The sequence below is a fragment of the Streptomyces sp. TAA204 genome (genome assembly GCF_000424965.1).
The window spans coordinates 363,719-386,470 of record NZ_AUKW01000003.1; the positions used below are offsets into that span (position 1 = coordinate 363,719).

18 protein-coding genes are annotated in these 22,752 nt (G+C 71.4%); 8 read left to right on the top strand and 10 right to left on the bottom strand.

The window, feature by feature from the left end:
• Positions 1–12 precede the first annotated feature (12 nt).
• Together H343_RS0107290 and H343_RS29350 are read right to left on the bottom strand one after the other, a co-directional pair.
• Positions 13–558, bottom strand: a complete 546-nt coding sequence (locus H343_RS0107290; RefSeq protein ID WP_028430603.1) for a tRNA adenosine deaminase-associated protein — start codon at positions 556–558, stop codon at positions 13–15.
• Positions 559–903: 345 nt separating this feature from the next.
• The gene (locus H343_RS29350; RefSeq protein ID WP_078505217.1) at positions 904–1,146 is read right to left on the bottom strand and encodes a hypothetical protein; all 243 of its coding nucleotides are present in this window, start codon (positions 1,144–1,146) and stop codon (positions 904–906) included.
• A 167-nt stretch (positions 1,147–1,313) separates the two neighbouring features.
• On the opposite strand from H343_RS29350, the gene upp reads away from it, so the two are divergent.
• The gene (gene upp / locus H343_RS0107300) at positions 1,314–1,949 is read left to right on the top strand and encodes a uracil phosphoribosyltransferase (protein WP_028430604.1); all 636 of its coding nucleotides are present in this window, start codon (positions 1,314–1,316) and stop codon (positions 1,947–1,949) included.
• A gap of 82 nt (positions 1,950–2,031) precedes the next feature.
• On the opposite strand, the gene H343_RS0107305 is transcribed toward upp, so the two are convergent.
• From H343_RS0107305 to H343_RS29360, 4 genes are all read right to left on the bottom strand, one after another.
• Positions 2,032–2,721 (bottom strand): LytR C-terminal domain-containing protein, encoded by a 690-nt coding sequence (locus tag H343_RS0107305; RefSeq protein ID WP_078505128.1) that lies wholly within the window; start codon positions 2,719–2,721, stop codon positions 2,032–2,034.
• Between the two features lie 95 nt (positions 2,722–2,816).
• Positions 2,817–3,113 carry a type II toxin-antitoxin system VapB family antitoxin gene (locus tag H343_RS0107310; RefSeq protein ID WP_028430606.1) on the bottom strand — a complete coding sequence of 99 codons (297 nt, stop codon included), beginning with the start codon at positions 3,111–3,113 and terminating at the stop codon, positions 2,817–2,819.
• Positions 3,114–3,388: 275 nt separating this feature from the next.
• Positions 3,389–4,972, bottom strand: coding sequence for a M28 family metallopeptidase (locus tag H343_RS29355; RefSeq protein WP_051264685.1), 1,584 nt, complete (start codon positions 4,970–4,972; stop codon positions 3,389–3,391).
• Between the two features lie 278 nt (positions 4,973–5,250).
• The gene (locus tag H343_RS29360; protein ID WP_037902726.1) at positions 5,251–6,417 is read right to left on the bottom strand and encodes an acyltransferase family protein; all 1,167 of its coding nucleotides are present in this window, start codon (positions 6,415–6,417) and stop codon (positions 5,251–5,253) included.
• A 315-nt stretch (positions 6,418–6,732) separates the two neighbouring features.
• On the opposite strand from H343_RS29360, the gene H343_RS0107325 reads away from it, so the two are divergent.
• Positions 6,733–8,244 (top strand): cryptochrome/photolyase family protein, encoded by a 1,512-nt coding sequence (locus tag H343_RS0107325; RefSeq protein WP_028430607.1) that lies wholly within the window; start codon positions 6,733–6,735, stop codon positions 8,242–8,244.
• Positions 8,245–8,376: 132 nt separating this feature from the next.
• Here the strand turns inward: H343_RS0107325 and H343_RS29365 are convergent, their stop codons facing one another.
• Positions 8,377–9,474: a tetratricopeptide repeat protein gene (locus H343_RS29365; protein WP_051264686.1), complete on the bottom strand. Its 1,098-nt coding sequence runs from the start codon at positions 9,472–9,474 to the stop codon at positions 8,377–8,379.
• A gap of 337 nt (positions 9,475–9,811) precedes the next feature.
• On the opposite strand from H343_RS29365, the gene H343_RS35825 reads away from it, so the two are divergent.
• Entirely contained in the window at positions 9,812–12,265 is a 2,454-nt protein-coding gene (locus H343_RS35825; RefSeq protein ID WP_486586814.1) for a terpene synthase family protein, read from the top strand.
• Between the two features lie 131 nt (positions 12,266–12,396).
• On the opposite strand, the gene H343_RS0107340 is transcribed toward H343_RS35825, so the two are convergent.
• Genes H343_RS0107340 through H343_RS0107350 form a run of 3 tightly spaced genes read right to left on the bottom strand, consistent with a single transcriptional unit; the run spans position 12,397 to position 15,365 of the window.
• On the bottom strand, positions 12,397–12,879 hold the full coding sequence (locus H343_RS0107340) for a hypothetical protein (RefSeq protein ID WP_028430608.1): 483 nt from the start codon (positions 12,877–12,879) through the stop codon (positions 12,397–12,399).
• A 60-nt stretch (positions 12,880–12,939) separates the two neighbouring features.
• The gene (locus tag H343_RS0107345; protein WP_028430609.1) at positions 12,940–14,565 is read right to left on the bottom strand and encodes a sensor histidine kinase; all 1,626 of its coding nucleotides are present in this window, start codon (positions 14,563–14,565) and stop codon (positions 12,940–12,942) included.
• Positions 14,566–14,567: 2 nt separating this feature from the next.
• Complete coding sequence (locus H343_RS0107350) at positions 14,568–15,365, bottom strand: response regulator transcription factor (protein ID WP_028430610.1); 798 nt, start codon at positions 15,363–15,365, stop codon at positions 14,568–14,570.
• A 360-nt stretch (positions 15,366–15,725) separates the two neighbouring features.
• Between H343_RS0107350 and glgC the strand changes: the two genes are divergently transcribed.
• The 5 genes from glgC (at position 15,726) to H343_RS0107375 (ending at position 22,734) form a co-directional block, all read left to right on the top strand.
• Positions 15,726–16,946 (top strand): glucose-1-phosphate adenylyltransferase, encoded by a 1,221-nt coding sequence (gene glgC / locus H343_RS0107355; RefSeq protein ID WP_037902728.1) that lies wholly within the window; start codon positions 15,726–15,728, stop codon positions 16,944–16,946.
• Between the two features lie 294 nt (positions 16,947–17,240).
• Entirely contained in the window at positions 17,241–17,720 is a 480-nt protein-coding gene (locus H343_RS33505; protein WP_051264688.1) for a DUF485 domain-containing protein, read from the top strand.
• Positions 17,717–19,339: a sodium:solute symporter family transporter gene (locus H343_RS29380; RefSeq protein WP_051264690.1), complete on the top strand. Its 1,623-nt coding sequence runs from the start codon at positions 17,717–17,719 to the stop codon at positions 19,337–19,339. Before H343_RS33505 ends, H343_RS29380 begins: the two co-directional genes overlap by 4 nt.
• A gap of 170 nt (positions 19,340–19,509) precedes the next feature.
• Positions 19,510–21,600, top strand: a complete 2,091-nt coding sequence (locus H343_RS0107370; protein WP_028430612.1) for a TerD family protein — start codon at positions 19,510–19,512, stop codon at positions 21,598–21,600.
• A 351-nt stretch (positions 21,601–21,951) separates the two neighbouring features.
• Entirely contained in the window at positions 21,952–22,734 is a 783-nt protein-coding gene (locus H343_RS0107375) for a DNA-formamidopyrimidine glycosylase family protein (protein ID WP_028430613.1), read from the top strand.
• Positions 22,735–22,752: the final 18 nt, after the last annotated feature.

Consider the following 22,752-nt stretch of genomic DNA (forward strand, 5'->3'; position numbering starts at 1 on the left):
CGGACTGCCGGACTACCGCACGGCCTCCAGCACGTCCGTGCAGCCCAGCGCGTCGGCGATCTCGCTCAGCGCGTCCTCCGGGGCGAGCGAGAGCAGGATCTTGTCCTCCATGCCGAGGTCCGCGAGAACACGCGCGTCCCCGATGGGGCCGGGGGGTGCGCTGTCCGGCGTTCCCTCCGCGTCGTCTCCCCCGGGGGAGACCTCCTTCGCTTCCGGCTCGCCGTCCTCCGTGCCGTCGAGGTCGACGAGCTGCTCCAGCGCATCCATGTTCTCCGGTTCGCGGCCGAGCAGTTCGTCGGAGAGCAGGATCTCGCCGTACGAGCTGCGCATGGCAGCGGCGGCGTCCGAGACGAAGACGCGCGGGTCCTCCTCGCCCTCGACCCTCACGACTCCGAACCACGCACCCTCCTGCTCGATGCAGGCCAGCACCGGCTCGTCGTCGGTCGAGGCTTCACGGGCCAGGTCGGCCAGGTCGGCCAGGGTTTCCACATCGTCGAGCTCCGTGTCGCTCGCTTCCCACCCGTCTTCGGTGCGCGCGAGCAGTGCGGCGAAATACACCGTGACTCTCCCACTGGTATCTGAGGTGCCCGATGGCTGCTGACGAGGACTTCGCCCCGCCCCATCGGAATCGTGGCAGAAACCGGCGCTGTGCGAAGGGTCTTCGACAGTGCGTCGTGCGGGTGTTTGTGCAGATCTCGCCCCAGGACCCGCCAGAACGGACGCAGAGTGATTTTTTCATCACCACGTGTTGCGGTTTGCCCCGGTGCCGCGTGGCCGCTCACCGGCCGACGCCTCTCCGCCTCCCGTCTCCCCGCCTGATGCCTCCCGTCTCCGCGGCACTTCGGCCGGTGCCCGTCCGGCGGACGTACGGCCGTCGGGCCGCCGGACAGGCAGGCCGCCCGGTCACCAGCGGAAGGTGCGCATGAACAGCGCCTGCCGCATGCGCGCGCTGCGTGCACGGCGGGGTTGCACGCGCTCACGGAGTTCCTTCGCCTCGTTGCGCTCCCGCAGGAAGCGCGCACGCCGGCGCAGGCGGTCCGTGTCGGCACCGCCGGCCGTACGGGATTGTGCGTCGTCCGGAGCGCGGGAAGCGCGCCCCTCGGTGGGGCCGCCGCTGCTCCGCGCGGCCCTGCGTGCGGCGCTGATCTCGCGGGCGCGGGTGTGGCCCGCGTCGCTCACAGCGGGGATGTTCCCGGCGTTTCCCGGGTCGAGCGGGTCAGGCATGTGTACACCTCCGGCATACCTCCCCACCTTCCCTCGCTGCGCGGGGGTACGCCATTCGAGCTCGACGGGCGCTCGGATACTGTCGGGTCATGCGGATCCATGCCGTCGACCACCCACTGGTGGCGCACAAGCTTTCGACACTGCGCGACGAGCGCACCGACTCGCCGACTTTCCGGCGCCTGGCCGACGAGTTGGTGACCCTGCTCGCGTACGAGGCGACCAGAGACGTGCGCACCGACAACGTCGACATCCGCACACCGGTGACCGACACCACCGGCGTGCGCCTGTCGTATCCCCGCCCCCTGGTGGTGCCGATCCTGCGTGCCGGCCTGGGCATGCTGGACGGGATGGTGCGGCTGCTGCCAACCGCCGAGGTGGGTTTTCTCGGCATGATCCGGGACGAGCAGACGCTGCAGGCGTCCACGTACGCGAACCGGATGCCGGACGACCTGTCCGGACGTCAGGTGTATGTGCTGGACCCGATGCTGGCCACCGGCGGGACGCTCGTCGCGGCGATCGGCGAGCTGATCCGGCGCGGCGCGGACGATGTGACGGCGATCTGCCTGCTCGCCGCCCCGGAGGGCGTCGAGACGATGGAGCGCGAGCTGGCGGGGGCCCCGGTGACGGTGGTGACGGCCTCGATAGACGAGCGGCTCAACGAGAACGGCTACATCGTCCCCGGTCTCGGTGACGCGGGAGACCGGATGTACGGGACGGCGGGCTGAGCGAGCCCGCCCGGTCCGCCGTGGGAGCGGCGCCCGGCGTCCTGCGTGGCGCCCGGCCTGTCGCGGGACGCGGCGTGCGCCGTCAGTCCGCGCAGCGGCTTGTGGAGGGGGACGGGGCGGGGTCCGACAGTGCCGTGAGAGCGGCGTCGGCTTCCTTCTCCTTGACCAGCTTCTCGTAGCCCTCGCCGACGATCAGGTCGACGTCGTCGCCCTTGCGGTCGTCGAAGCGGGTGTCGGTGTCCTTGAACTGGGTGCCCAGCACCTTCAGGCGCGCGTCGCCGTCCTCGCCGGGGGCGCCGAGCAGTACGCCTTCGGTCTTGACCTTCTTGCTGAACTCCTCCGGGGCGTTGGCGACCTCGCCGATCCTGAAGCCGCGCTTCTTCAGTGCGTCCGCCGTGGACTTGGCCAGGCCGCTGCGGTCGGTGGAGTTGAGGACGTTGACCTTGATGGAGTCCGGGTCGGGCAGCTTCACGTCCTTGCCCACGCTGCCGGCCTGAGTGTTCTGCCCCTTCTCGTCCGCCGCGCTCCCCGGCTTCGTGCCCGGTTCGCAGTCCCCGCCCCTGGCGTGGTCGCTGGAGGCGCTGGCGGGGGTGCCGCCCGAGAAGATGTCGATGAGTTGGAGCGTTCCCCACCCCGAGACACCGAGGGCGCAAACGGTTGTGATCGACGCGAGCACGATTCTGCGGCGGCTGCGGGGGCGGCGCATGCGGGGATAGCGATTTCCCGTGATTCGGTACTTTCCGCCCATGCCGGGGGGAGTCAGCATGCTCATGAGCGCAGCGTAATGCGATATGAACGCAATGCCTACTAGATGATCAGTGATTGTGGCGTGCCGACCCTGAAAGGGCTAGTGAAAAGCGGACGTTTTCAGTCCAGTTCCAGCACGCGGGCGTGCAGCACTTGTCGCTGCTGGAGAGCGGCCCGCACGGCACGGTGCAGGCCGTCCTCCAGATAGAGGTCCCCGCCCCACTTCACGACGTGCGCGAACAAGTCCCCGTAGAAGGTCGAGTCCTCGGCGAGCAGCGTCTCGAGATCGAGCTGGCCCTTCGTGGTGACGAGCTGGTCCAGGCGCACCGGGCGTGGGGCGACATCCGCCCACTGGCGGGTGCTTTCCCGGCCGTGGTCGGGGTACGGCCGCCCGTTTCCGATTCGCTTGAAGATCACACGGAAAGCCTACCGGGCCAGCCGCTCCGGGCGCAGCCTCCTGTGGCTCTTGTCGCCTGCCGTGCCCTCGCCCGGGGCCGTTGCCGGCCACGGCCCCGGGCGAGGGCACGGCCTGTCGTATGGCGCGGCCGGGTGAAGCGCTTGCCGAGCGCGCGTTCCGTGCCGAGCGCTCACGCGTACGGTGCCCGCGCCGCGCGAGGGGGACGAGGAGTCACGCGCGGGCGGGCACCGTACGCCGGAGCGCCGTCGAGGGGCGCGGGGGTGCCGCGGGGCCGTCAGGGCAGGTCGCTGACGTCCCGTGAGTAGCGGCCGACCGCGTTCGCGATCACCTTGACGTTCAGGTCGAGCGCCTTCTCGTCGATGTTGCCGAGGTCGTCGCACTCCTGGTGGTAGCAGCCGTCGTACGCCGCGCCGGCCTCGCCGCCCCAAAGCTGCTGCTCCTCCTCGGACTTGATGCCCTCGGCGCCCGTCTTGGAGCCTCCGGCGGGGATGCCCGCCTCGATGAAGGGTCCGTAGTCGGAGCGTCCGTCGAAGTCCGCGCCGCGTGACTCCTCCCCGCGCGAGGCGATGAAGTCGACGATGTCGCGCTCCAGTTGGGCCGAGCCCTCGGGGCCGGGGCCCGCGCCCTCGCCGTCGGAGTCGTCACCGTCGTGGACGAACAGGCCGTAGTTCGGGGAAGCGATCATGTCGAAGTTGAGGTAGAGCGCGATCTTGTCGCGTTCGGCGCCGGAGAGTTCGGAGACGTAGTGCTCGGCGCCGCGCAGCCCGACCTCTTCAGCCGTCCACAGGGCGAAGCGCACCTTGTTGCCGCTGTCACCCCTGGTGCCGCCCGCCTTGGCGAACTGGAGCGCCGTCTCGATGATTCCCGCCGATCCCGACGCGTTGTCGTTGATGCCGGGGCCCTTGTCCACGGAGTCGAGGTGGGCGCCGAGCATCACCACGTTGCCGGGGTCGCCGCCGGGGGTCTCCGCGATGACATTGGGGGTGCTGCGCTCCTCCTGGAGCTCACGCAGCTCCACGTTCGCGGTGACTTCGCCCGCCTCGGCCTCCGCCGCCAGTGCCTCGCCGTCCTCCTTGCTGATGCCGCCCGTCGGGATGCGTCCGTTGGCGGGGTCCTCCAGGGTTCCCTCGAGCGCGCCGTCCTCGTTGTTGTAGATCACCGCGGCCACGGCGCCGGCTTCGGCCGCCGCTGCCTGCTTCTCGGCGAAGGTGCAGCCGCCGCGCCGGATCAGTGCGATTCGGCCGTCGAAGTCACCGGAGGCGTAGTCCCCCGCCGTGCATCCGGTGGTGCCGTCCTCGTCCACCGGGACCGCCGCCACGGCGGCCTCGGTGCCGCCCTCGGGAGTGCTCTTCGTGTACGTCATCACCTTGACGGGAAGCTCACGCTCGTCCGGCGTGCGGATCGTTAGCTCCTCGGCGAGGGTCTCGCGGTAGATGAAGTCGAAGTTCTGGAAGGTGACTTCGTACCCGGCGGCCTTCAGCACGGCGCCCGCGTACTTGGCGGACAGTTCGTGTCCGCGCGATCCGGCCGCGCGGTGTCCGTCGCCTGCACGGGCGACGGCCTGCATGACCCGCATGTGCCGCAGGGCGCCCGCGGCGCCCGTCCGGCGGACCAGCTTCTTCGCCAGCTTCCCGCCCTCCCCGGCGGCGCCGTCGGCCGCAGAGGCCGGTGACGGGGCCGGTGCCGGTGCGGCGGTGCCCGTTGTGGCTGGAGCGGCCGCGGAGGGAGAGGCCGCGGCGGTGAGGAGCAGCGGGGCGGCGGTCACGGCCGCCGCGAACGCGGCGAGGGACCGGCGTGTCCGCGCCCGGCGGGCGGGGCCGCGCGGGGGGAGGTCGGTCGTCGGAGGCGGTACGTGCACTGTCGGGGTCCTTCCGGTGCGTGCGGCGGGAGGCGGCACTGGGCGGCCTTGTGCGATCCGTGTCCGGGTTGCGGACATGTCGTACCGGAAAGCTAGCGGGCGCGGGGCCGGCTGGGAACGAGTGCGGCGCAGTCCGCTGCGTGCGGCTGCCGGGGCAGGACGGACGTCAAGAGGCGGGGCCCGGACCGCTGTTGGTCCGGGCCCCGCCGTGAACCTTCCCGTCGGCCGTGGCCGGCGTGCCGTGACCGGAGCGCCGTCGCCGGTGAGCCGTACGGGTGCTACTTGCTCTCCATCCGGCGCCGTTCCGCTGCCGGGTCGTCGCGGAAGGCCCAGTTCATTCTCGGCTCCATGGAGAAGCGGAACGCACGGCGCACCGGAGCCGTGCAGAAGACGGTGATCACCGCTGCCGCGATGGCCGTGACACCGATGGCGCCCAGGGGGGTGTGCACCCAGTCCGCCTCGTACCAGTCCCAGAAGCGGGAGCCCTTGGCGAAGAAGCCGTGCAGCAGGTAGCCGTAGAGCGTGCCGGCGCCCAGCGCGGTGAACCACATGTGGCGGCGCGGCACCCAGGCCAGGAAGCACGCGGTGAGCAGCATCGAGCAGCCGAAGAGCGCGAACGTCATGATGACGCCGACCCACCAGGGTGCGCCCAATTCCTGGGCGCTGTCGCGGTGGTAGAACCACTCGGCGTTCATCCGCTCGACCGCCCAGTACGCGAAGACGAGCGAGACCAGCATCACGGGCAGGGACATCAGCCGGGCGTTGCGGCTGCGTACGAGGTCGAAGTGCTCCGTCTTGAGGAAGAGCCCGATGACGAAGAACGGGAGGAACTGCAGGACGCGTTGCAGGTCCAGGTCGTCGCCGATGTCGGGGGAGATCGAGGCGAGCACGGCGATGGCCAGCGCGAGGGGCACGGGCCAGCGAACGGCGTTCCACAGCGGCGTGGTCAGCCGCCAGATGAACAGCGCCCCGAGGAACCAGGTCAGATACCACGGGTCGAGCAGGCTGATGGGATAGCCCGGGTCGTCGTCCGCCCAGCGCTTGAAGAGGGTGTAGGCGACCTCGAAGAGCACGTACGGGACGGCGATCCCCGTCACCAGCCGCTTGAGCTGGTGGGGCTTGCCCGTGAAGCCCCGTGAGAAGTAGCCGGAGATCACCATGAACGCCGGCATGTGGAAGGTGTAGACGAAGACGTAGAGGGCTCCCGCGGCACGCGAGTCCGCCCTCAGCGGCTCCCACGCGTGACCCAGCGCCACGAGCACGATCGCCAGATACTTCGCGTTGTCGAAGAACGGATCACGCTGTGCGGGCTTCTCGGGCTTCGCCGCCGCGCCGCTCCGGTGGCCGCTGTCGGCCTCGGGCGGTCTCGTGTCCGGCTGCGCCGGGGCTACGGCCGCGGGGAGTGGGGCACGAGTCGAGTTCGGCTGCTCCGTCTGCTGTCTCACCGGACCTCCAGGAAAGACCGTGACCGACGGGACGCCTGAGCGGGGCGTGGGGAGGGGAGGGGCATCGGCATCACTGTAATCGCGCGGCCACGGCTCGCAAACTCGCCTTCCGACGGACCGGGCCGGCGGTGCGTCAGTTCCGGCGGGACGGTGAGGAGCGCCGTGTGACCTGCGGTCCCTGTGGCGTGCCGCGTACTCGGGCCCGGTCGGTTCCGCCTACTTTGAGCGGTACTGATTCGTCGCCTTCTTCGCGTCCTCATGCCTCCCGCCTTCCCGCCACCGCTGATTTCTCTCCTCGCAGTGGAGCCGTCCGCCATGAACGCCCGTACGCACTGGCTCTTCGGTGATCAGCTGGGCCCGCACTTCCTCCGTCCGGGGAAGGACGGGCCGGACCGCGACGCCCCCGTCGTGATGATCGAGGCGCGTTCCGTGCTGCGCCGGCGGTCATTCCACCGTGCGAAGGCCCATCTCGTGCTCTCCGCCATGCGCCACCGGGCCGCGGAACTGGGCGACCGGGTGACCTATGTGCGGGCGGAGACGTACCGCGAGGGCCTGCGCGAGGCGGCCCCGTCCCGCGAGGTGACGGTCTGCCACCCCACGTCCCGACGGGCGCGGGACCTGGTCGGAAGCCTCGAAGGGGTGCGAGTGCTGCCCGCGCGCGGTTTCATGGTGCCGCACCGTGACTTCGAGCACTGGGCCGCCGGAGCCGGCTCCGGCGCCGCGACGCGGCTGGAGGACTTCTACCGCGAGGTACGCCGCAGGCACGGCGTGCTGATGGAGGGGGACGCCCCCGCGGGCGGACGCTGGAATCTCGACCGCGACAACCGCGAGCCTCCGCCGCGGCAGGCGTCGGTCCTGGACGTTCCGGAGCCGTGGCGGCCCTCGGAGGACAGCGTCGACGAAGAGGTCCGCGCGGACCTGGACCGATGGGAGCGCGACGGCGAGGTCTCCTTCGTGGGACGGGACGGCCCCCGCCGGTTCCCCGCCACCCGGCGTGAAGCGCTCGCGGCGCTGCGGCACTTCCTCGGGCACCGGCTCGCGGACTTCGGCCCGTACGAGGACGCGATGCTCGCCGCGGACCCCGTGCTCAGCCACAGCCTGCTGTCGGCTCCGCTCAATCTGGGGCTGCTGGACCCGGCCGAGTGCGTGGAGCGGGCGGAGCGTGCCTGGCGCCGGGGCGAGGCGCCGCTCAACAGCGTCGAGGGTTTCGTGCGTCAGATCGCGGGCTGGCGCGAGTACGTGTGGCACCTGTACTGGCACTTCGGCGAGGAGTACCGCGACAGCAACGCGCTGCGCCACACCGCGCCGCTGCCGGACTGGTTCCTCGGACTCGACGCGGACGCCGTCACCGCACGCTGCCTCTCCACCGTCCTCGCCCAGGTGCGCGACACCGGGTGGACGCACCACATTCCCCGGCTGATGGTGCTCGGCTCGCGCGCCCTGCAGGACGGCTGGGAACCGGCCGCGGTCACCGACTGGTTCCACCGCTGCTTCGTCGACGGCTACGACTGGGTGATGCTGCCGAACGTCATCGGGATGTCGCAGTACGCGGACGGCGGCCGGATGACGACCAAGCCCTACACCACGGGCGGCGCGTACATCCGCAGGATGAGCGACATGTGCGGCCCGTGCGCGTACCGGCCGACCGAGCGTACGGGCGAGCACGCGTGCCCCTACACCGTGGGCTACTGGGCCTTCCTGGAACGGCACCGGGAGCGCCTGTCGCACAACCACCGGACGGCCCGGGCGGTCGGCGGGCTGGACCGGCTCTCCGACCTTCCGGAGCTGCTGGCGGAACACCGGGCCCGTGGGCAGGCCCCGCCGTGAGAGCCCCTTCCTGAACGCCCTTCCTGAACGCCCTTTCGCGAGAGCCCTGTTGTGAGAGACGCCGGGGGCTCCTTCGCGGGAGCCCTGCCGCGAGGGCCCGGCCACGGGAGCCGTGCGCGTCGCGGCACCCGCTCAGGCGGCCAGCGCTCCGCCCGTGCCGTGCTGTGAGGCGGCGGGCGCGGTGGGCGCGGTGGTCGCGGTGGGCACTGCGACGCCGAGCTCCGCGCGGGCGTCGTCGACGAGACGGTGTGCGTGGTGCAGGCCGATCGACTCCAGCTCTCCGCGCAGCTCCTCGAGTTCGGCGGACGTACGGGCGGGCGCGCGGCCCAGCCGCGCGCGGGACTTGACCAGGCCGAGCCGGGAGAGTGCCTCGCCCCGCGGCTCACCGATGTCCCGGAACCGGGCCAGCGCGTCCTCGTACACCTCCCGGGCCGCCGCGTGACGGCCGGCGCGGTAGAGGACGTTGGCGCGCATCTTGTGGTTGTAGGCCAGGGCCGACCGCAGGTCCATGGCGCGGCAGAGTCCGGCGGCCTCGGACAGCAGGGCGAGCGCGCGTTCGGTGTCGCCGTCCCGTACGGAGAGAAGGTCGGCGACGCCGCGCAGCGCCCAGGCCCGTCCCCGGTGGTCGTCGGCCTGTCCGGCGATCTCGGCGGCCTCCTCGAACATCGCGAGTGCCGAGTCGTGGTCCCCGGAGTTGCGCCGCATCTGTGCGATGCCTTCGAGGGCCCACACCGTGTGGCGTGCCTCGCCGCGTTCCCGCGCCTCGGCGAGCAGCCGTTCGTGCAGGGCGTCGACCGCCTCGTAGTCGCCCTGGATACGGCCGGTCTCGGCCAGGCCCGCGAGGGCGTAACCGCGGGCGAGTACGCTGCCGGCGCGTTCGCCCAGTTCGGCGGCGAGGGCGAGCAGCCGCCGGGCCAGTGTCATCGCGCCGCACTGGCGTGCGAGCGTGCCGCCGCTCCAGGCGGCCCATGCCATCGCGGCGGGGTCGTCCGCGGCGCGCGCCGTGCGGTAGCTCGCCTTCCAGGCCGTCCCGGCCTCTTCCACGTTGCCCAGCCGCCGGTGCGCCTCGGCGACGGCGAGTCCGCACCGGGCCTCCTCGGCCGCGCTCCCGGCGCGCTGTGCGGAGCGCAGCTGCTTCTGTCCGCGGGCGAGTACGTCGGCCAGTGAGGAGTTGACCGACAGCGAGCCGAGGGCGCCCTGGTATTCGGGCGCGAATGCCTTGCCGTACATGTCCTGCCCTTCCGCGTTCCTGTTGGGGCTTGATCGCCGCGCCGACTATACACGTCATGTATACACCGCGTGTATAGAACCCCGTGAGAGCAACGGCGCGGTCGTCGTGAAGTCCGAGTCCGGTCCGAGTCCCGTACGGAAAAGGCCAGTTGAGAGCGGTGAAGCCCAGCCCTGAGGTGTGCTTGTATGACTGTTTTCGGGGGCGGATAGGGCCCACAGGGCCCGGGTAGTGCTGAGCCGACCGGGTGGCACAGCGTCAGGAACAGCGGTACGCGCCTGGGCTGCCGCCTGCTCGACCGCCGTGCCGCAGGGGCGATTCGGGAAAGGCCGGACACCAGTGACACAGCCCTTTGAACTGCCGGACTTCTACATGCCGTATCCCGCGCGGCTCAACCCGCATCTGCGGGAGGCCCGCGAGCACTCCACGCGATGGGCCCGCGAGACGGGCATGCTGGAGGGCTCCGGCATCTGGGAACTCAGCGACCTCCAAGCCCACGACTACGCCCTGCTCTGCGCCTGCACCCACCCCGACGCCTCGGCCCCCGACCTGTGCCTCGTCACGGACTGGTACGTGTGGGTCTTCTTCTTCGACGACCACTTCCTGGAGACCTTCAAACGCTCCCAGGACCGCGAGGGCGGCAAGGCGTACCTGGACCGGCTTCCGGCGTTCATGCCTCTGGACCCGGCGGAGGGCACGCCCGAACCGGCCAACCCCGTCGAGGCCGGTCTGGCCGACCTGTGGGCCCGTACCGTCCCCAGCATGTCCGCCGCCTGGCGGGCCCGCTTCGCCGAGAGCACCAGGAACCTGCTGAACGAGTCCCTCTGGGAACTCTCCAACATCAACGCACACCGCGTCCCCAACCCCGTCGAGTACATCGAGATGCGGCGAAAGGTGGGCGGCGCCCCCTGGTCGGCGGGGCTCGTGGAGTACGTGGCCCGCGCCGAGGTGCCCGCGTCCATCGCGGACTCACGCCCGATGTGCGTGCTCCGCGACGCCTTCTCCGACGGCGTGCACCTGCGCAACGACCTCTTCTCGTACCAGCGGGAGGTCGAGGACGAAGGGGAGAACAGCAACGGCGTGCTCGTCCTGGAGACGTTCCTGGGATGTACGACGCAGGAGGCGGCGGAGGCCGTCAACGACCTGCTCACCTCGCGGCTCCAGCAGTTCGAGAACACCGCACTCACCGAACTCCCGCCGCTGCTCGCCGAGAAGGGCCTGGACCCGTCCTCCTGCGCGCGCGTGCTCGGCTATGTCAAAGGGCTGCAGGACTGGCAGTCGGGCGGCCACGAATGGCACATGCGCTCCAGCCGCTACATGAACGGGGGCGCCGGGGGCGGCGCGGCCCGCGAGGACGGCCGGGCCGGTGAGGCAGACGCGGTCGGCGCGGCCGGCGGGGTCAGCCGGGGCTGCGGAGTCGGCGGGGGCACCTCAGCCGGCGGGGCAGGCAGAGCCGTGGGGGGTGAGGAGACGCCGGTGGCGCCCTCCGCCCCGCTGTCAGTCCCGCTGCGGCCGACCGGGCTGGGCTCGTCCGCCGCGTACCCGGGCAGGCCGGCCGCGCCGACGACCGTACGTGCCGAGACGGCACGGGCCCGCGCCTTCACCCACGTGCCGTACAGGCGCGTCGGGCCCTCCCGGCTGCCCGACTTCCACATGCCGTTCACCACGCGGCTCAGCCCGCACCTGGACGGTGCCCGGCGGAACCTCGTGGAGTGGGCGCACCGCATGGGCATCCTCCAGCCGCAGCCGGGGGTGCCCTTCTCGCACGTGTGGGACGAGCGCAGGCTTCTCGACATCGACCTGCCGCTGTGCGCCGCGGGCATCCACCCCGACGCCTCGCCCGCCGGACTCGACCTCAGTTCCGGCTGGCTGGCGTGGGGAACGTACGGCGACGACTACTACCCGGAGGTCTACGGACGTACACGGGACCTGGCGGGCGCCAAGGCCGCCACCGAGCGGCTCCCCGCCTTCATGCCCCTCGAAGGCACCGCGACGCCGCCGCCCGCCGACGCACTGGAGCGCTCACTCGCCGACCTGTGGGCCCGTACGGCGGGTCCGATGACCCCGGAGGGCCGCAGTGCCCTGCGCCGGTCCATCGAGGACATGACCACGAGCTGGCTCTGGGAGTTGGCCAACCAGGCGCAGAACCGCATCCCCGACCCCGTCGACTACATCGAGATGCGGCGGATGACCTTCGGGTCCGACCTGACGATGAGCCTGTGCCGTCTCTCGCACGGCGAGCAGATCCCGCAGGAGATCTACGCCAGCGGGCCGATGCGTTCGCTGGAGAACGCCGCCGCCGACTACGCCGCCCTGACCAACGACGTCTTCTCGTACCAGAAGGAGATCGAGTACGAGGGCGAGGTGCACAACTGCATTCTCGTCGTGCAGAACTTCTTCGACTGCGACTACGCCGCCGGTCTCGCCGTCGTGCACGACCTGATGACGTCGCGCATGAACCAGTTCCAGCACGTCGTCGCGCACGAACTTCCCGTTCTCTACGACGACTTCGACCTGCCGCCTCAGGCCCGCAGCACCCTTGACGGCTATGTGAGGGACCTGGAGAACTGGCTGAGCGGCATCATGACCTGGCACGAGGGCTGCCGCCGCTACCGCGAGGAGGACCTGCGGCGTCTCCACGGCGGCACGCGGCAGCGCGTCGACATCCCCACAGGGCTGGGCACTTCGGCCGCTCGCGTCCTTCTGCGGCCGGGGTCTTCGGGGCTGCCGGAGCGGTCGGGGCGGTCGGGTCTGCCGGGACGGTCCCGGGGGAGCCTCCCGGACACCGCCTGAGGTGACGGCAGGCGGACCGGTGGGCTCTCCCGCCCCCGTGATGCGGAGGAGCCCACCGGACGCCCGTCACGCCGCGGCACTCGTGCGGCCACCCGCGCGGCACGGTCCCGCACCGGGCGTCCGGGAGGCCGTCAGCTCTCGCTGCTGCCTCCGTTCTCGCCCTCGCTCTTGTCCTCGTCCTTCGGCTTGTACTGCTTCTCGCACCAGGCCTCGACCTTGGCCAGGCCCTTCTTGCGGTCCTTGAGCCTGGGCCCGAGCGCACGCCGGTCCTTGAGGCGCTCCTCGAGGAAGCCCGCGACGGTGTCGTGGCCTTCCTTCTTCGCGTTGTCGATGCGCTTCTCGAGCCTGTCGAGGGAGCCACGCTTCTTCGCGTCCCCGTCGATCCTGCGCAGCACGCGGTCGATCTTCTTGTCGATCTTCGGGGCGCGCTTGCAGAGCTTCTTGGCACCGTCCTTCTTCGGGCCCTGCTTCTGCGACGCGTCCGCCCGGCCGGCCTCGGCCGACGCGGGAGCCGCGTCGTCGCCCGCCGTGGCGACGGCGGTGGCGGCGCCGCCCGTGGCGAGCAGCGCGGCGACGGTGGAGAGTGCGACGGTGGTGGCCTTGAGCTTCCTCACGAGATGTCTCCTTACCTCTGTGGCACAGCACGAGTCGGATCGACCGCGCGGCCTGGGACGCTAGAGACCGTCTTTGTGAATTCCCTGTGGACCGGAGACAGTTCCGATCAGCCAGTCGCGCTCCGCCGGCAGACGCGGCCCGGCTGCGGGCCCTTCGCGGTGCGCGAGCGGCACACGTACCTCGACGCGTGTACCGCTGCCGCCGGCCGGGCGGTCCATGATCTCGACGGTCGCCCGGTGCAGCGCGGCCTGCTGAGCGACGAGGGTGAGCCCGAGTCCCGAGCCGGTGCTGCCCGTCCCGCGCTGGAAGCGCCGGAAGACGGCAGCCCGGCGCTGTGCGGGTATGCCCGGCCCGTGGTCGTCGACGGTGAGTACGGCGATCGGGCCCGCCGGTGAGGTCTCCCCTCGCAGGCCGACCTCGACGCGGGCACGTCCTTCGTCGCCGCGTCCGTGGGCGAGGGCGTTGGCGAGGAGGTTGTCGAGCAGGGAGCGCAGCCCCGGCTCCCAGCCGTGCACGGTCATGCCCTGCCCGTATATGCCCTCCCCGGTCATGCCCTGCCCGGTCATGCCCTCCCCGGTCATGTCCTGCGCGGACGGCCCGGGGAAGGCGGACCCGGCGCCGCCGACGGCGATGTCGGCCGTGGGGTCGCGACGGCGGGCGTCCGCCGCGGACGCCTCGACCACGTCGGACAGATCCAGCGGCCCGAACGCCTCCGCCTCGACGAGGTCGCCCTGTCCCAGCTCCCTGAGCATCACCAGCAGACCCAGCAGCCGGCTGTGTTCCTGCTGGAGATCCTCCAGCACCTCCTCCCGTTCGCCGCCCGCCAGTTCGGGATGTGCGGTGAGGATCTCCAGGTTGGTCTGCATGCTCATCAGCGGCGTGCGCAGCTCGTGTGCCGCCGCTGATGAGAAGGAGCGGGCCGTGGCCAGCGCCTGGGCCGTACGGGCGGCCTGCTCGTCGTAGCGTGCGAGCACGGTACGCAGGGTCTCGGCGAGGTCGTCGACCTCGGTGATCCGGGTGGGTGCGTGGTCGAGCCGGGAGGTGTCCGATCGGGGGTCGAGGCCGCTGGTGCGCTGCTGGAGCCTGCGCAGCGGACGGCTGGCGCGGGACGCCGCGGCCCAGGCGAGCAGCCCGGACACCGGCGCGGCGACGAGCGCGACGACGACCACGCGGTCGCGCACGAAGGCGAGTCGGGCCGCTCCCGTGGTGTCCGGGGAGAACAGCCACAGCGTGCCCTCCACGCCGGGCCGCCTGCCCTCCACGTCCAGGGAGAGCACACGCCAGCTCTTCACGCGCTGCTTTCCCGGCAGCCCCTCGGTCACGCCGCTGCCCCGCTCGCGGACGGTGACCGGGTCCGGTGCGGAGCGCGGCAGCGGCGTGGCCTCATCGGGCTGCGGACCGCCGGAGACGGTGCCGAACCGACCGGTGACGCGGATGCCCACGTCGAGAGCCGACTTGTACAGCTGCCGTTCGCGCAGCTGCTCGGCGGCGGGACGGTCGGCCGCGCTGACCCGCAGCAGCCGGCGGGCGTCCGCCTCCGCCGCGACGGCCCGTTCACGCAGATGCGCGTCCTGCTCCGCGTGGATGTCGCGGGCGACGAGCGTGAACAGCAGCCAGCCGGACGCGAGCACGAGCAGGGGCACAACGACGCCGACGGCCAGGGCGATCCGGGTGGAGAGCTTCATCCTCACCTCTCTCTCCCCCACTTCTCCTCGCGCAGCACGAAGCCCACGCCCCGCACGGTGTGCAGCAGCCGGGGCCTGCCGCCGCTCTCGGTCTTGCGCCGCAGATAGCTGACGAAGGTGTCGACGGCGTCGGTGCGCACCTCGAAGTCGTAGCCCCAGACACGCTCCAGCAGTTGGTCCCTGGTCAGCACGATGCCCGCGTTACGGGCGAGGACGAGGAGCAGTTCGAACTCGCGGCGGGTGAGCTGCAACGGCTCACCGTCGCGGTGCACTTCCCGCGTCGCGGGGTTCATGGCGAGGCCGCCGGCACATACGGTGCCCGCTTCGGCGGCGGCCCCCGCACCCGGCGGGCTCCCGGACCCGGACGGATCCGAGACGGCGTCGCCGGCCCCCGCACCGGCCGTCCCCGCCACCGGGACACGCCTGCGCAGCAGCGCGTCGAGGCGCAGCACCAACTCCTGGAGCGCGAACGGTTTGATCAGGTAGTCGTCCCCGCCCGCCTGGAGCCCGGCGATCCGGTCGGCGGTCTCGTCGCGCGCGGAGAGCATCAGTACCGGTACGTCGTTGCCGTCCTCGCGCAGTGTGCGGCACACCTGGATGCCGTCGAGGCCGGGCATGGAGATGTCCAGTACGACGACGTCGGCGGGCTGCCGGCGTACGCGGGAGAGAGCGCTGTGTCCGCCCTCGGCGAGGTCGACGGCGAAGCCGTTCAGGCGCAGTCCGCGCCGCAGTGAACGGCGGATCGCGGCGTCGTCGTCGACCACGAGCACGCGTCCCCTCTCCTCGGCCGCCCCGCTCATCCGTCCTCCTCGCCCTGCGCGCTCCCGCTCTGCGCGGTGCCGTGCGGCGCGCACCGTCCGGTGCCGCGGGTTGCGCGTCGCCCCGTGCCCCTTGAGCGCGCAGTCTCGCGCGGCAGCAGCGTCTTCGCGACCCCCGCCTCTGTGCAGTCCCGCGCGGGCGGTGACGTTTGCCGCTCCGCGATCAGGCGTACAAGGGGTTTACGGGATCTGGGGTGTGGCTACTGTCCGCGACGCCGGACCGCGACGCCGGTGAGCGCGGCGTGCCGTGTACGAGCAGTGCGGTACCGGCGTGGTGGGGTGACGGCGTGAACGACTGCCGGGCAGGCGCCCGGCGGTGAACAGAACAGCGGAGGTGTCGGGATGGCGGCAGGACCACGTGTGCTGGGCATCGTGCTGGCGGGCGGCGAGGGCAAGCGGCTGATGCCGCTCACCGCGGACCGCGCCAAGCCGGCGGTGCCCTTCGGGGGTGTCTACCGGCTGGTGGACTTCGTGCTGTCCAACCTCGTCAACGGCGGAGTGACGCGGATCTGTGTGCTCACCCAGTACAAGTCGCACTCGCTGGACCGGCACATCTCCACGACCTGGCGTCTGACCGGGCTGCAGGGCGACTACGTCACGCCCGTACCCGCGCAACAGCGGCTGGGCCCCCGCTGGTTCATGGGCAGCGCGGACGCCATCTACCAGTCCCTCAACCTCATCCACGACGAACAGCCCGACTATGTCGTCGTGTTCGGGGCGGACCACGTCTACCGCATGGACCCGCGGCAGATGCTGCGCCGGCACATCGACGGCGGCGCGGGCGTGACCGTCGCCGGAATCAAGGTCCCGCGTGAACAGGCGGAGTCCTTCGGGGTGATCAGTACGGAGCCGCGGAGCCAGAGGATCAGCGAGTTCCTGGAGAAGCCGGCCGACCCGCCCGTACTGGCCGACGACCCCGAGCACGTGTTCGCGTCGATGGGCAACTACATCTTCTCCACGCAGGTCCTCCTCGACGCGCTGCGAGAGGACGCGAAGGACCAGGACTCCGTGCACGACATGGGCGGCAGCATCCTGCCGATGCTCACCGCACGCGGACAGGCCCAGGTCTACGACTTCGACGACAACGAGGTGCCCGGCGAGACCGAACGCGACCACGGCTACTGGCGGGACGTGGGAACCCTCGACGCCTACTACGACGCCCACATGGACCTGATCTCGACGGAACCCGTCTTCAACCTCTACAACCGCGACTGGCCGATCTTCACCAACCAGGCGCAGCTGCCCCCGGCCAAGTTCGTCGCCGGCGGCATCGCGAGCGAGTCGATGGTCAGCGCGGGCGGCATCATCGCGGGGCAGGTGACGGGGTCGGTCCTGGCGCCCGGGGTGGTGGTCGAGGAAGGCGCGGTCGTGCAGGGCGCGGTGCTGCTCCCCGGAGTACGGGTCGGGCGCGGGGCGGTGGTGCGGCAGGCGATCCTCGACAAGAACGTGGTCGTGCCCTCCGGCGCCACGGTCGGCGTGAACAGCGAGCAGGACGCCGAGTACTGCACCCTCTCGGACGAGGGCATCGTGGCCCTGGGCAAGGGGCAGCACGTACGGGCGTAGCGAAAGGAGGCCGGGCCCCGGGGCGTGGACACGAGCCGCGGGCACGGGCCGCGGGCCCGACCGCCTGCCGCCTGCCGCAGGCCGAGGACCCCGGGGCCGAAGAGCGTGTGACGCCCGCGCACCGTACCTTCACCGGCCCCTTCACACACAGCCCTTGGCTGATCACCTTCCGTCGCCCTAGAATCCGGCGAACCGTCAGTAACCACTGGTAACTCACTGGCATTTCGCGCAGCCTCCCCGAGCCCCCCGGTGCGTCAGGCTGCTGCCGCAACCCTCGCTGGAGCTCTCTTGACTGTGCGCCGTCGACCCGGCACCGCCTCTCACCACCACCGCCGGGCACCGCGGACACACTCAGGCTCCACCGGCGAAGCCCTCGGCGCCGAACGGCGCAGCCTGATCCGCAGGGGAGTCGGCTCCGTGCTCGGCAGCTTCCTGCTGTACGCCCTCGCCTCCTGCTTCGTACCGCAGCTGCTGACCAGCCCGGTGGGCACCACTTTTCAGGTCGGTGAACTCGCCGGCGCCGCGCAGGTGGTGGTGATCTTCCTGGGGGTCCTCCTCCACGACCGCCGGGCCCGGCGGCACGTCGACCCGCTGGCGCGGCGGGTGTCGAGGCGCGAACGGGAAGGCCACAACGGCGCGTTGGGCGGCACCGAATCCGGCACGGAATCCGGCACGGCGACCGGCACGGACGGACACGCCCGGGGCGGCCCCGGCGGCGCCCCGTTCAGCGCCTTCGACCGCTCAAGGGCGTTCGGAGAGAGGGCGGCGCTGTGAGCGCACTCGCGGGCGACCGCGCCACAGCCATCTCCCTCTTCCTCGTCTTCGTCGCCGGCTGCCTCTTCGTCTCCATGCTGACCAGCCCGGACCTGAACGAGGGCGGGGACGACTTCTACACGGAGCAGCCCCCGGGCGGTCCGCTCCGCCGAGGTCTCGCCCTGACAGGGGACTTCATCTCCGCGGCGGGTGTGCTCTACTTCTGCGGCGTCGTCGCCGTCGCCTCCTACGACGGAGTCCTGCTCGTCGTCGCCGCCGCCCTCTCTCCGCTGCTGCTGAAGGTGTGGCTGGCCGAACGGCTGCCCGAGGGGCCCGGCTGGTCCCTGGGCGACGTCCTCGCACGCCGCCTGCCCGTCGGACCCGCGCGCCGGGCCGCCGGCGCGGCGACGCTCATGGTCTCCGTCCCGCTTCTGGTCGCACAACTCGTCCCGATCGGGCAGATCACCGCCGCGCTGATGGGACTTACGAGCGAGAGCGGCGAGATCGTGTGCATCGTGCTGGTCGGCGTGCTCATGCTGTGCTGCGCCGCCATGGCGGGCGTACGCGGCTCCACGCTGCTCCAGATCGGCAAGACAATCGCGTTCCTGCTGATCGCCCCGCTGCTGGTGGTGCTGGTGCTCGCCCAGTTCGACTGGGACTACGGCGAGGTGCTCTCCCAGGCCGCGCGGGGAAGCGGCGCCGGCGACGCATATCTCGCACCCGGGCAGCTGTTCGGCACCGGCCTGACCGGACGGATCGACACCCTCAGCCTCGCCCTGACCATCCTGGCGGGTACGGCGTTCGTGCCGCATCTGGTGATGCGCCTGTCGACGGCACCCACGGCGGAGGGCGCCCGGCGCGCCACCAGTTGGGCGGTCGTGACCAGCTGCCTCCTGTGCGTCGCCGCCGCGGTCCTGGGATACGGCATGCAGGCGATCGTCGGCGCCGCAGGGCTGAGCGAGGCCGGGCCGCAGGGAGGCAACAACCTGCTGCTCCTCGCCGCCGCCCTCGACGGCAGCGACCCCACCGGCCGCGACGCCCCGGGCGTTCTGCTGACCTTCATCTCCTGTGCGGCCTTCCTCACCGTGCTGGCCTCCGCCTCGGTGCTGCTGCTGGCCGGCTCCGCCGCGATCGTCCACGACATGGGCCGTGACCGGGCTTCCCCGGACGGCCACCGCTCCGCGCACGGGCACCTGCGGGCGCGGTCCGTCCTGATCCTCGTCGGCGCCGTCTGCGTCGCCCTCGCGGTCGCGGGCCGCGGCGCCGACGCGCAGTTCTGGCTGACCCTCACCTTCACCGAGGCCGCCACGGTGGTGCTGCCCGCCCTCGCCTACGGCCTGACGTGGCGGCGCTTCACACTCCGCGGTCTGCGCTGGTGCGTGTACGGCGGCACGCTGGTCACCGTCGTGCTGCTGGCCCTCTCCCCGGCCGTCTCGGGCACCCCGGACGCGCTGGTGCCGTACGCCGACTGGAGCCTCTTCCCCCTGCACTCCCCGGGCCTGGTCAGCATTCCCGCCGGCTTCCTGCTGGGCGCCCTGGGCTCGGCGGGAAGGCCGCAGAGGCACGCCGCCGCGTCGGCCGCGAGGTACACCTCGGCCGACGCCACCGGGGGCCGTCGGCCGAGCGGCGTCCTCAACTGACGTGGCGGCAACTGACGCGGCGGCGGAACATCCGGGCTGATTCGCCCCGCTCCATGTCAAGAGTGTGATCCGGGCGCTAATGTTCATCCACGCACTCAGTGCGATGAATTGACGCACAAAGGACATGCCGTGCGGGTGTTCCCGGAGCGGCGGTGCATTCTGGGGGCCGTATGCACGAGATGGTCAAAGGCGCCAACATCGGTCTGGCGACGTTGAGTGAGAACACCGACTCGGTCAGGGTCGGGCTGAGTTGGAGCAGCGACGCGGGCGACGGGGACGCCGACGTCTCCGTGCTGTTACTCGGAGCCGACGGAAGAGTTCGTGGGGACTCGGACTTCTTCTTCTACAACAACCCGAGCGCTCCCGACGGGAGTGTGCAGGTCCTCGGCAAGACACCGACCGACGACGGCAGCGAGGACCGCATCAGCCTGGATCTCAGTGCGATGCAGCCGGACGTCGCGCACGTCATCGTGGCGGCCAGCCGGTACGGGGGTGCGCAGTTCGGTGAACTGGACGATCTACGGCTGACGTTGACCGACCGTACGGGTGAGCGGCTGCTCGGCTTCTCCATCACGGACGCCGCCGCGGAGAGCGCCTTCGTCTTCGGGGAGCTCTACCGACGGGGAGAGCAGTGGAAGTTCCGGGCAGTCGGGCAGGGGTACGAAAGCGGCCTGGCGGGACTGGCGACCGACTTCGGCATCGACGTCGACGACGACGAGAACGATGAGGCGGAAGCACCACCACAAGTCCGTACGACCCCGGAACCCACAGCGATGACCGTGGAGGTACGTGAGACCACGGTCACCGAACTGTCGGTCACGATCCCCGCTCCCGCCGCGCCGGCGCGTGAATCGCCGTCACCGGAGTCGAAGAGGCGGCCAGCCGGGCGGCCACGCACGGCGCGGAAGAAGATCACACTGCCGAAGACCGGGAAGAGGACCCTCGCGGAGAACGACGCCTGGCGTCCCGCGCGTCTTTTTCCCGTCTCCTCGCTGAAGAGCGACCGGGAGCGGGAGACCCGGGCGACTTCCGTGCTCCTGTCGGTGATGGCCCAGGTGCCGGAGTTCGGACGCCGGCTCACCGCCGCTTTCGGCGCCCCGGCCGGCCGTATGGAGACCTTCGTCGAGGTCTCGCTCCCCAGCGGTGACTCGCCCCAGCGCCCGGACGGCGTGATACGGGTGGAGAGAGCGGGCAAACTGTGGACCGCTCTCGTCGAGACGAAGACGAACGGCACCCCACTCCGCCCCCAGCAGGTGCAGGACTACGTCGACATCGCCGCCAGGCGTGGGTACGAGGCGATGATCACGCTGTCCAACGATGTCGCACTGGACGGGTGCCCGATGGTCGACGTCCGCAGCGACGGACGCCGGAAGCACAAGGTCTCGGTGTGGCATCTGTCCTGGGCGGAAGTGGCACACCAGGCTCAGATGCTCATCCTTCATGAAGGGGTGAGCAACGCCGCCCACGCCTGGCTGCTCCAGGAGTTGCTGCACTACTTGCGGCACGACAACTCCGGCTGTCACGGCTTCCAGAACATGGGTCCCGCCTGGGTGCCGGTCCGCAACGGGATCGACGAAGAGACCCTCAGCCGAGGTGACCCGCGGGCCACGGAGGTCGTGGAGAGCTGGGAACGTCTGGTCAGGCAGGTCTGCCTGCGTCTTGGCGGTGAACTCGGCTTGAAGGTCCTGCCTGTTCAGCGCGGTACGCGCAGCAAGGACCCCATTGCGCGCCGCGCTGCCCTGGCCGACCGGCTCTGCGAACGGGGCTGCCTCTACGCCGAGTTCCGCATCGAGGGCATGCGGGGCGTCCTCGCCCTCACGGCTGATCTGCGGACGGGCAAGCTGCGCACGTCGATCGACCTGCCGGCTCCCGAGCAGGGCTATCCGCTCACCTGGGCCAAACGTCTGGTCCGGCAACTGGCCGATGCCCCTGCCGATGTACATGTGGAAACACTCGTGTCAGGCGGGGCCGCCGGACCGCGGGGCACCCTGGAGAGGCTGCGGCCCGAGCCTGGAGACATCCTCCCGAAGGAGGGTGCCCAGATCGTCGGCTTCCGGCTTTCCCTCTTCAAGGGGATGGGAGGCAGCCGCGGCAACGCGGAGTCCGGCTTCATCCGCAGTGTCGATCAGGCAGTCGACAGGTTCTGCACCACCGTTGTCGCTCCTCTCGAGCGACATCACGCCCGCCCCGCGTCGCGCAGGCGCCGGCAGACCGTGAGCGTTGACGAGCGTTCGTCCGCGCTCGACGTCACGGCCACTTGAGGCCCGACTCCCTGTGCCGGCACGGGACGCGAGAGCCCGCAGCGGAGCCGGTGAGCCGGATCAGCCCTTCCGCACACCGGCGGTCGGGCTGTTCCGCTCTTCCTGGGCGCGTGCATCTCCCGCGTGCCCCTTCTGCGTCCCCCTTCCGCGAGCCGGTGGTCCCGGCCGCGTCCGTCTCCGCCGGCAAGCGCTCCTCCCCGGCCGCGCCCGCGCCCGGTCGGCCCGCCCGCCCGTCCGCACCCGCCCGTGCCCCGCATGCCGGAGGCACCGGCCGCCGATACGCTCGGAAGAGACCGCGGACCGCACCGGCCCACCTGCCGCCACGGCACCGAGGATTGGCGGTCGAGAAGGATGCCCGAACTGCCCGATGTGGAAGGCTTCCGCGAGGTTCTGGACTCCTGCGCCCGCGGCAGGCTCATCCGGCACGTCGAGGTGTACGACACGGACGTCCTGCACGGTGTGAGCGCGCGGCGCCTGCGCCGGGAGCTGGAGGGCCGCCGCTTCAAGGAGCCCGGCCGGCACGGGAAGTGGCTGATCGCCCGCACCGACGGCCCCGCGCTGCTGCTGCACTTCGGCATGACCGGCGGCCTGCTGTGCTGCCGCCCCGCCGACGAGACGCACGTCCACGACCGGGTCGTCCTCACGGTGAACCGCGACCGCCAGCTCCGCTACCGCGACCAGCGCAAGCTCAAGGGACTCTGGCTGGCCGACGAGGCGGCACTCGCCCGCACCCTGGAAAGACAGGGCCCCGACGCGGCGGCGGTCGGTCCTGGCGAGTTCGGCGAGCTGCTCTCCCCGCGCCGCGGCGGCCTCAAGTCCGCCCTCACGGACCAGTCCGTACTGGCGGGGATCGGCAATCTGCTCGCCGACGAGATCCTCTGGCGCGCACGGCTCCACCCGGCCCGCAAGGCCCGTGAGCTCACCGGCGACGAGCGGTCCCGGCTGTACACGGACATGCGCCGCGTGCTGCGCTCGTCGCTGCGGGCCCACTGCGTACCGCCCCGCGCGTCCTGGCTGACCGGGCACCGTGACGCCCCTGACGCCCGGTGCCCGCGCTGCGGCACGGAGCTGTGCCGGGGACGCGTCGCCGGACGGGGAACGGTGTGGTGCCCGCGCTGTCAGCCCGCCCCTTAGCCGGTCCACTCCTCAGCC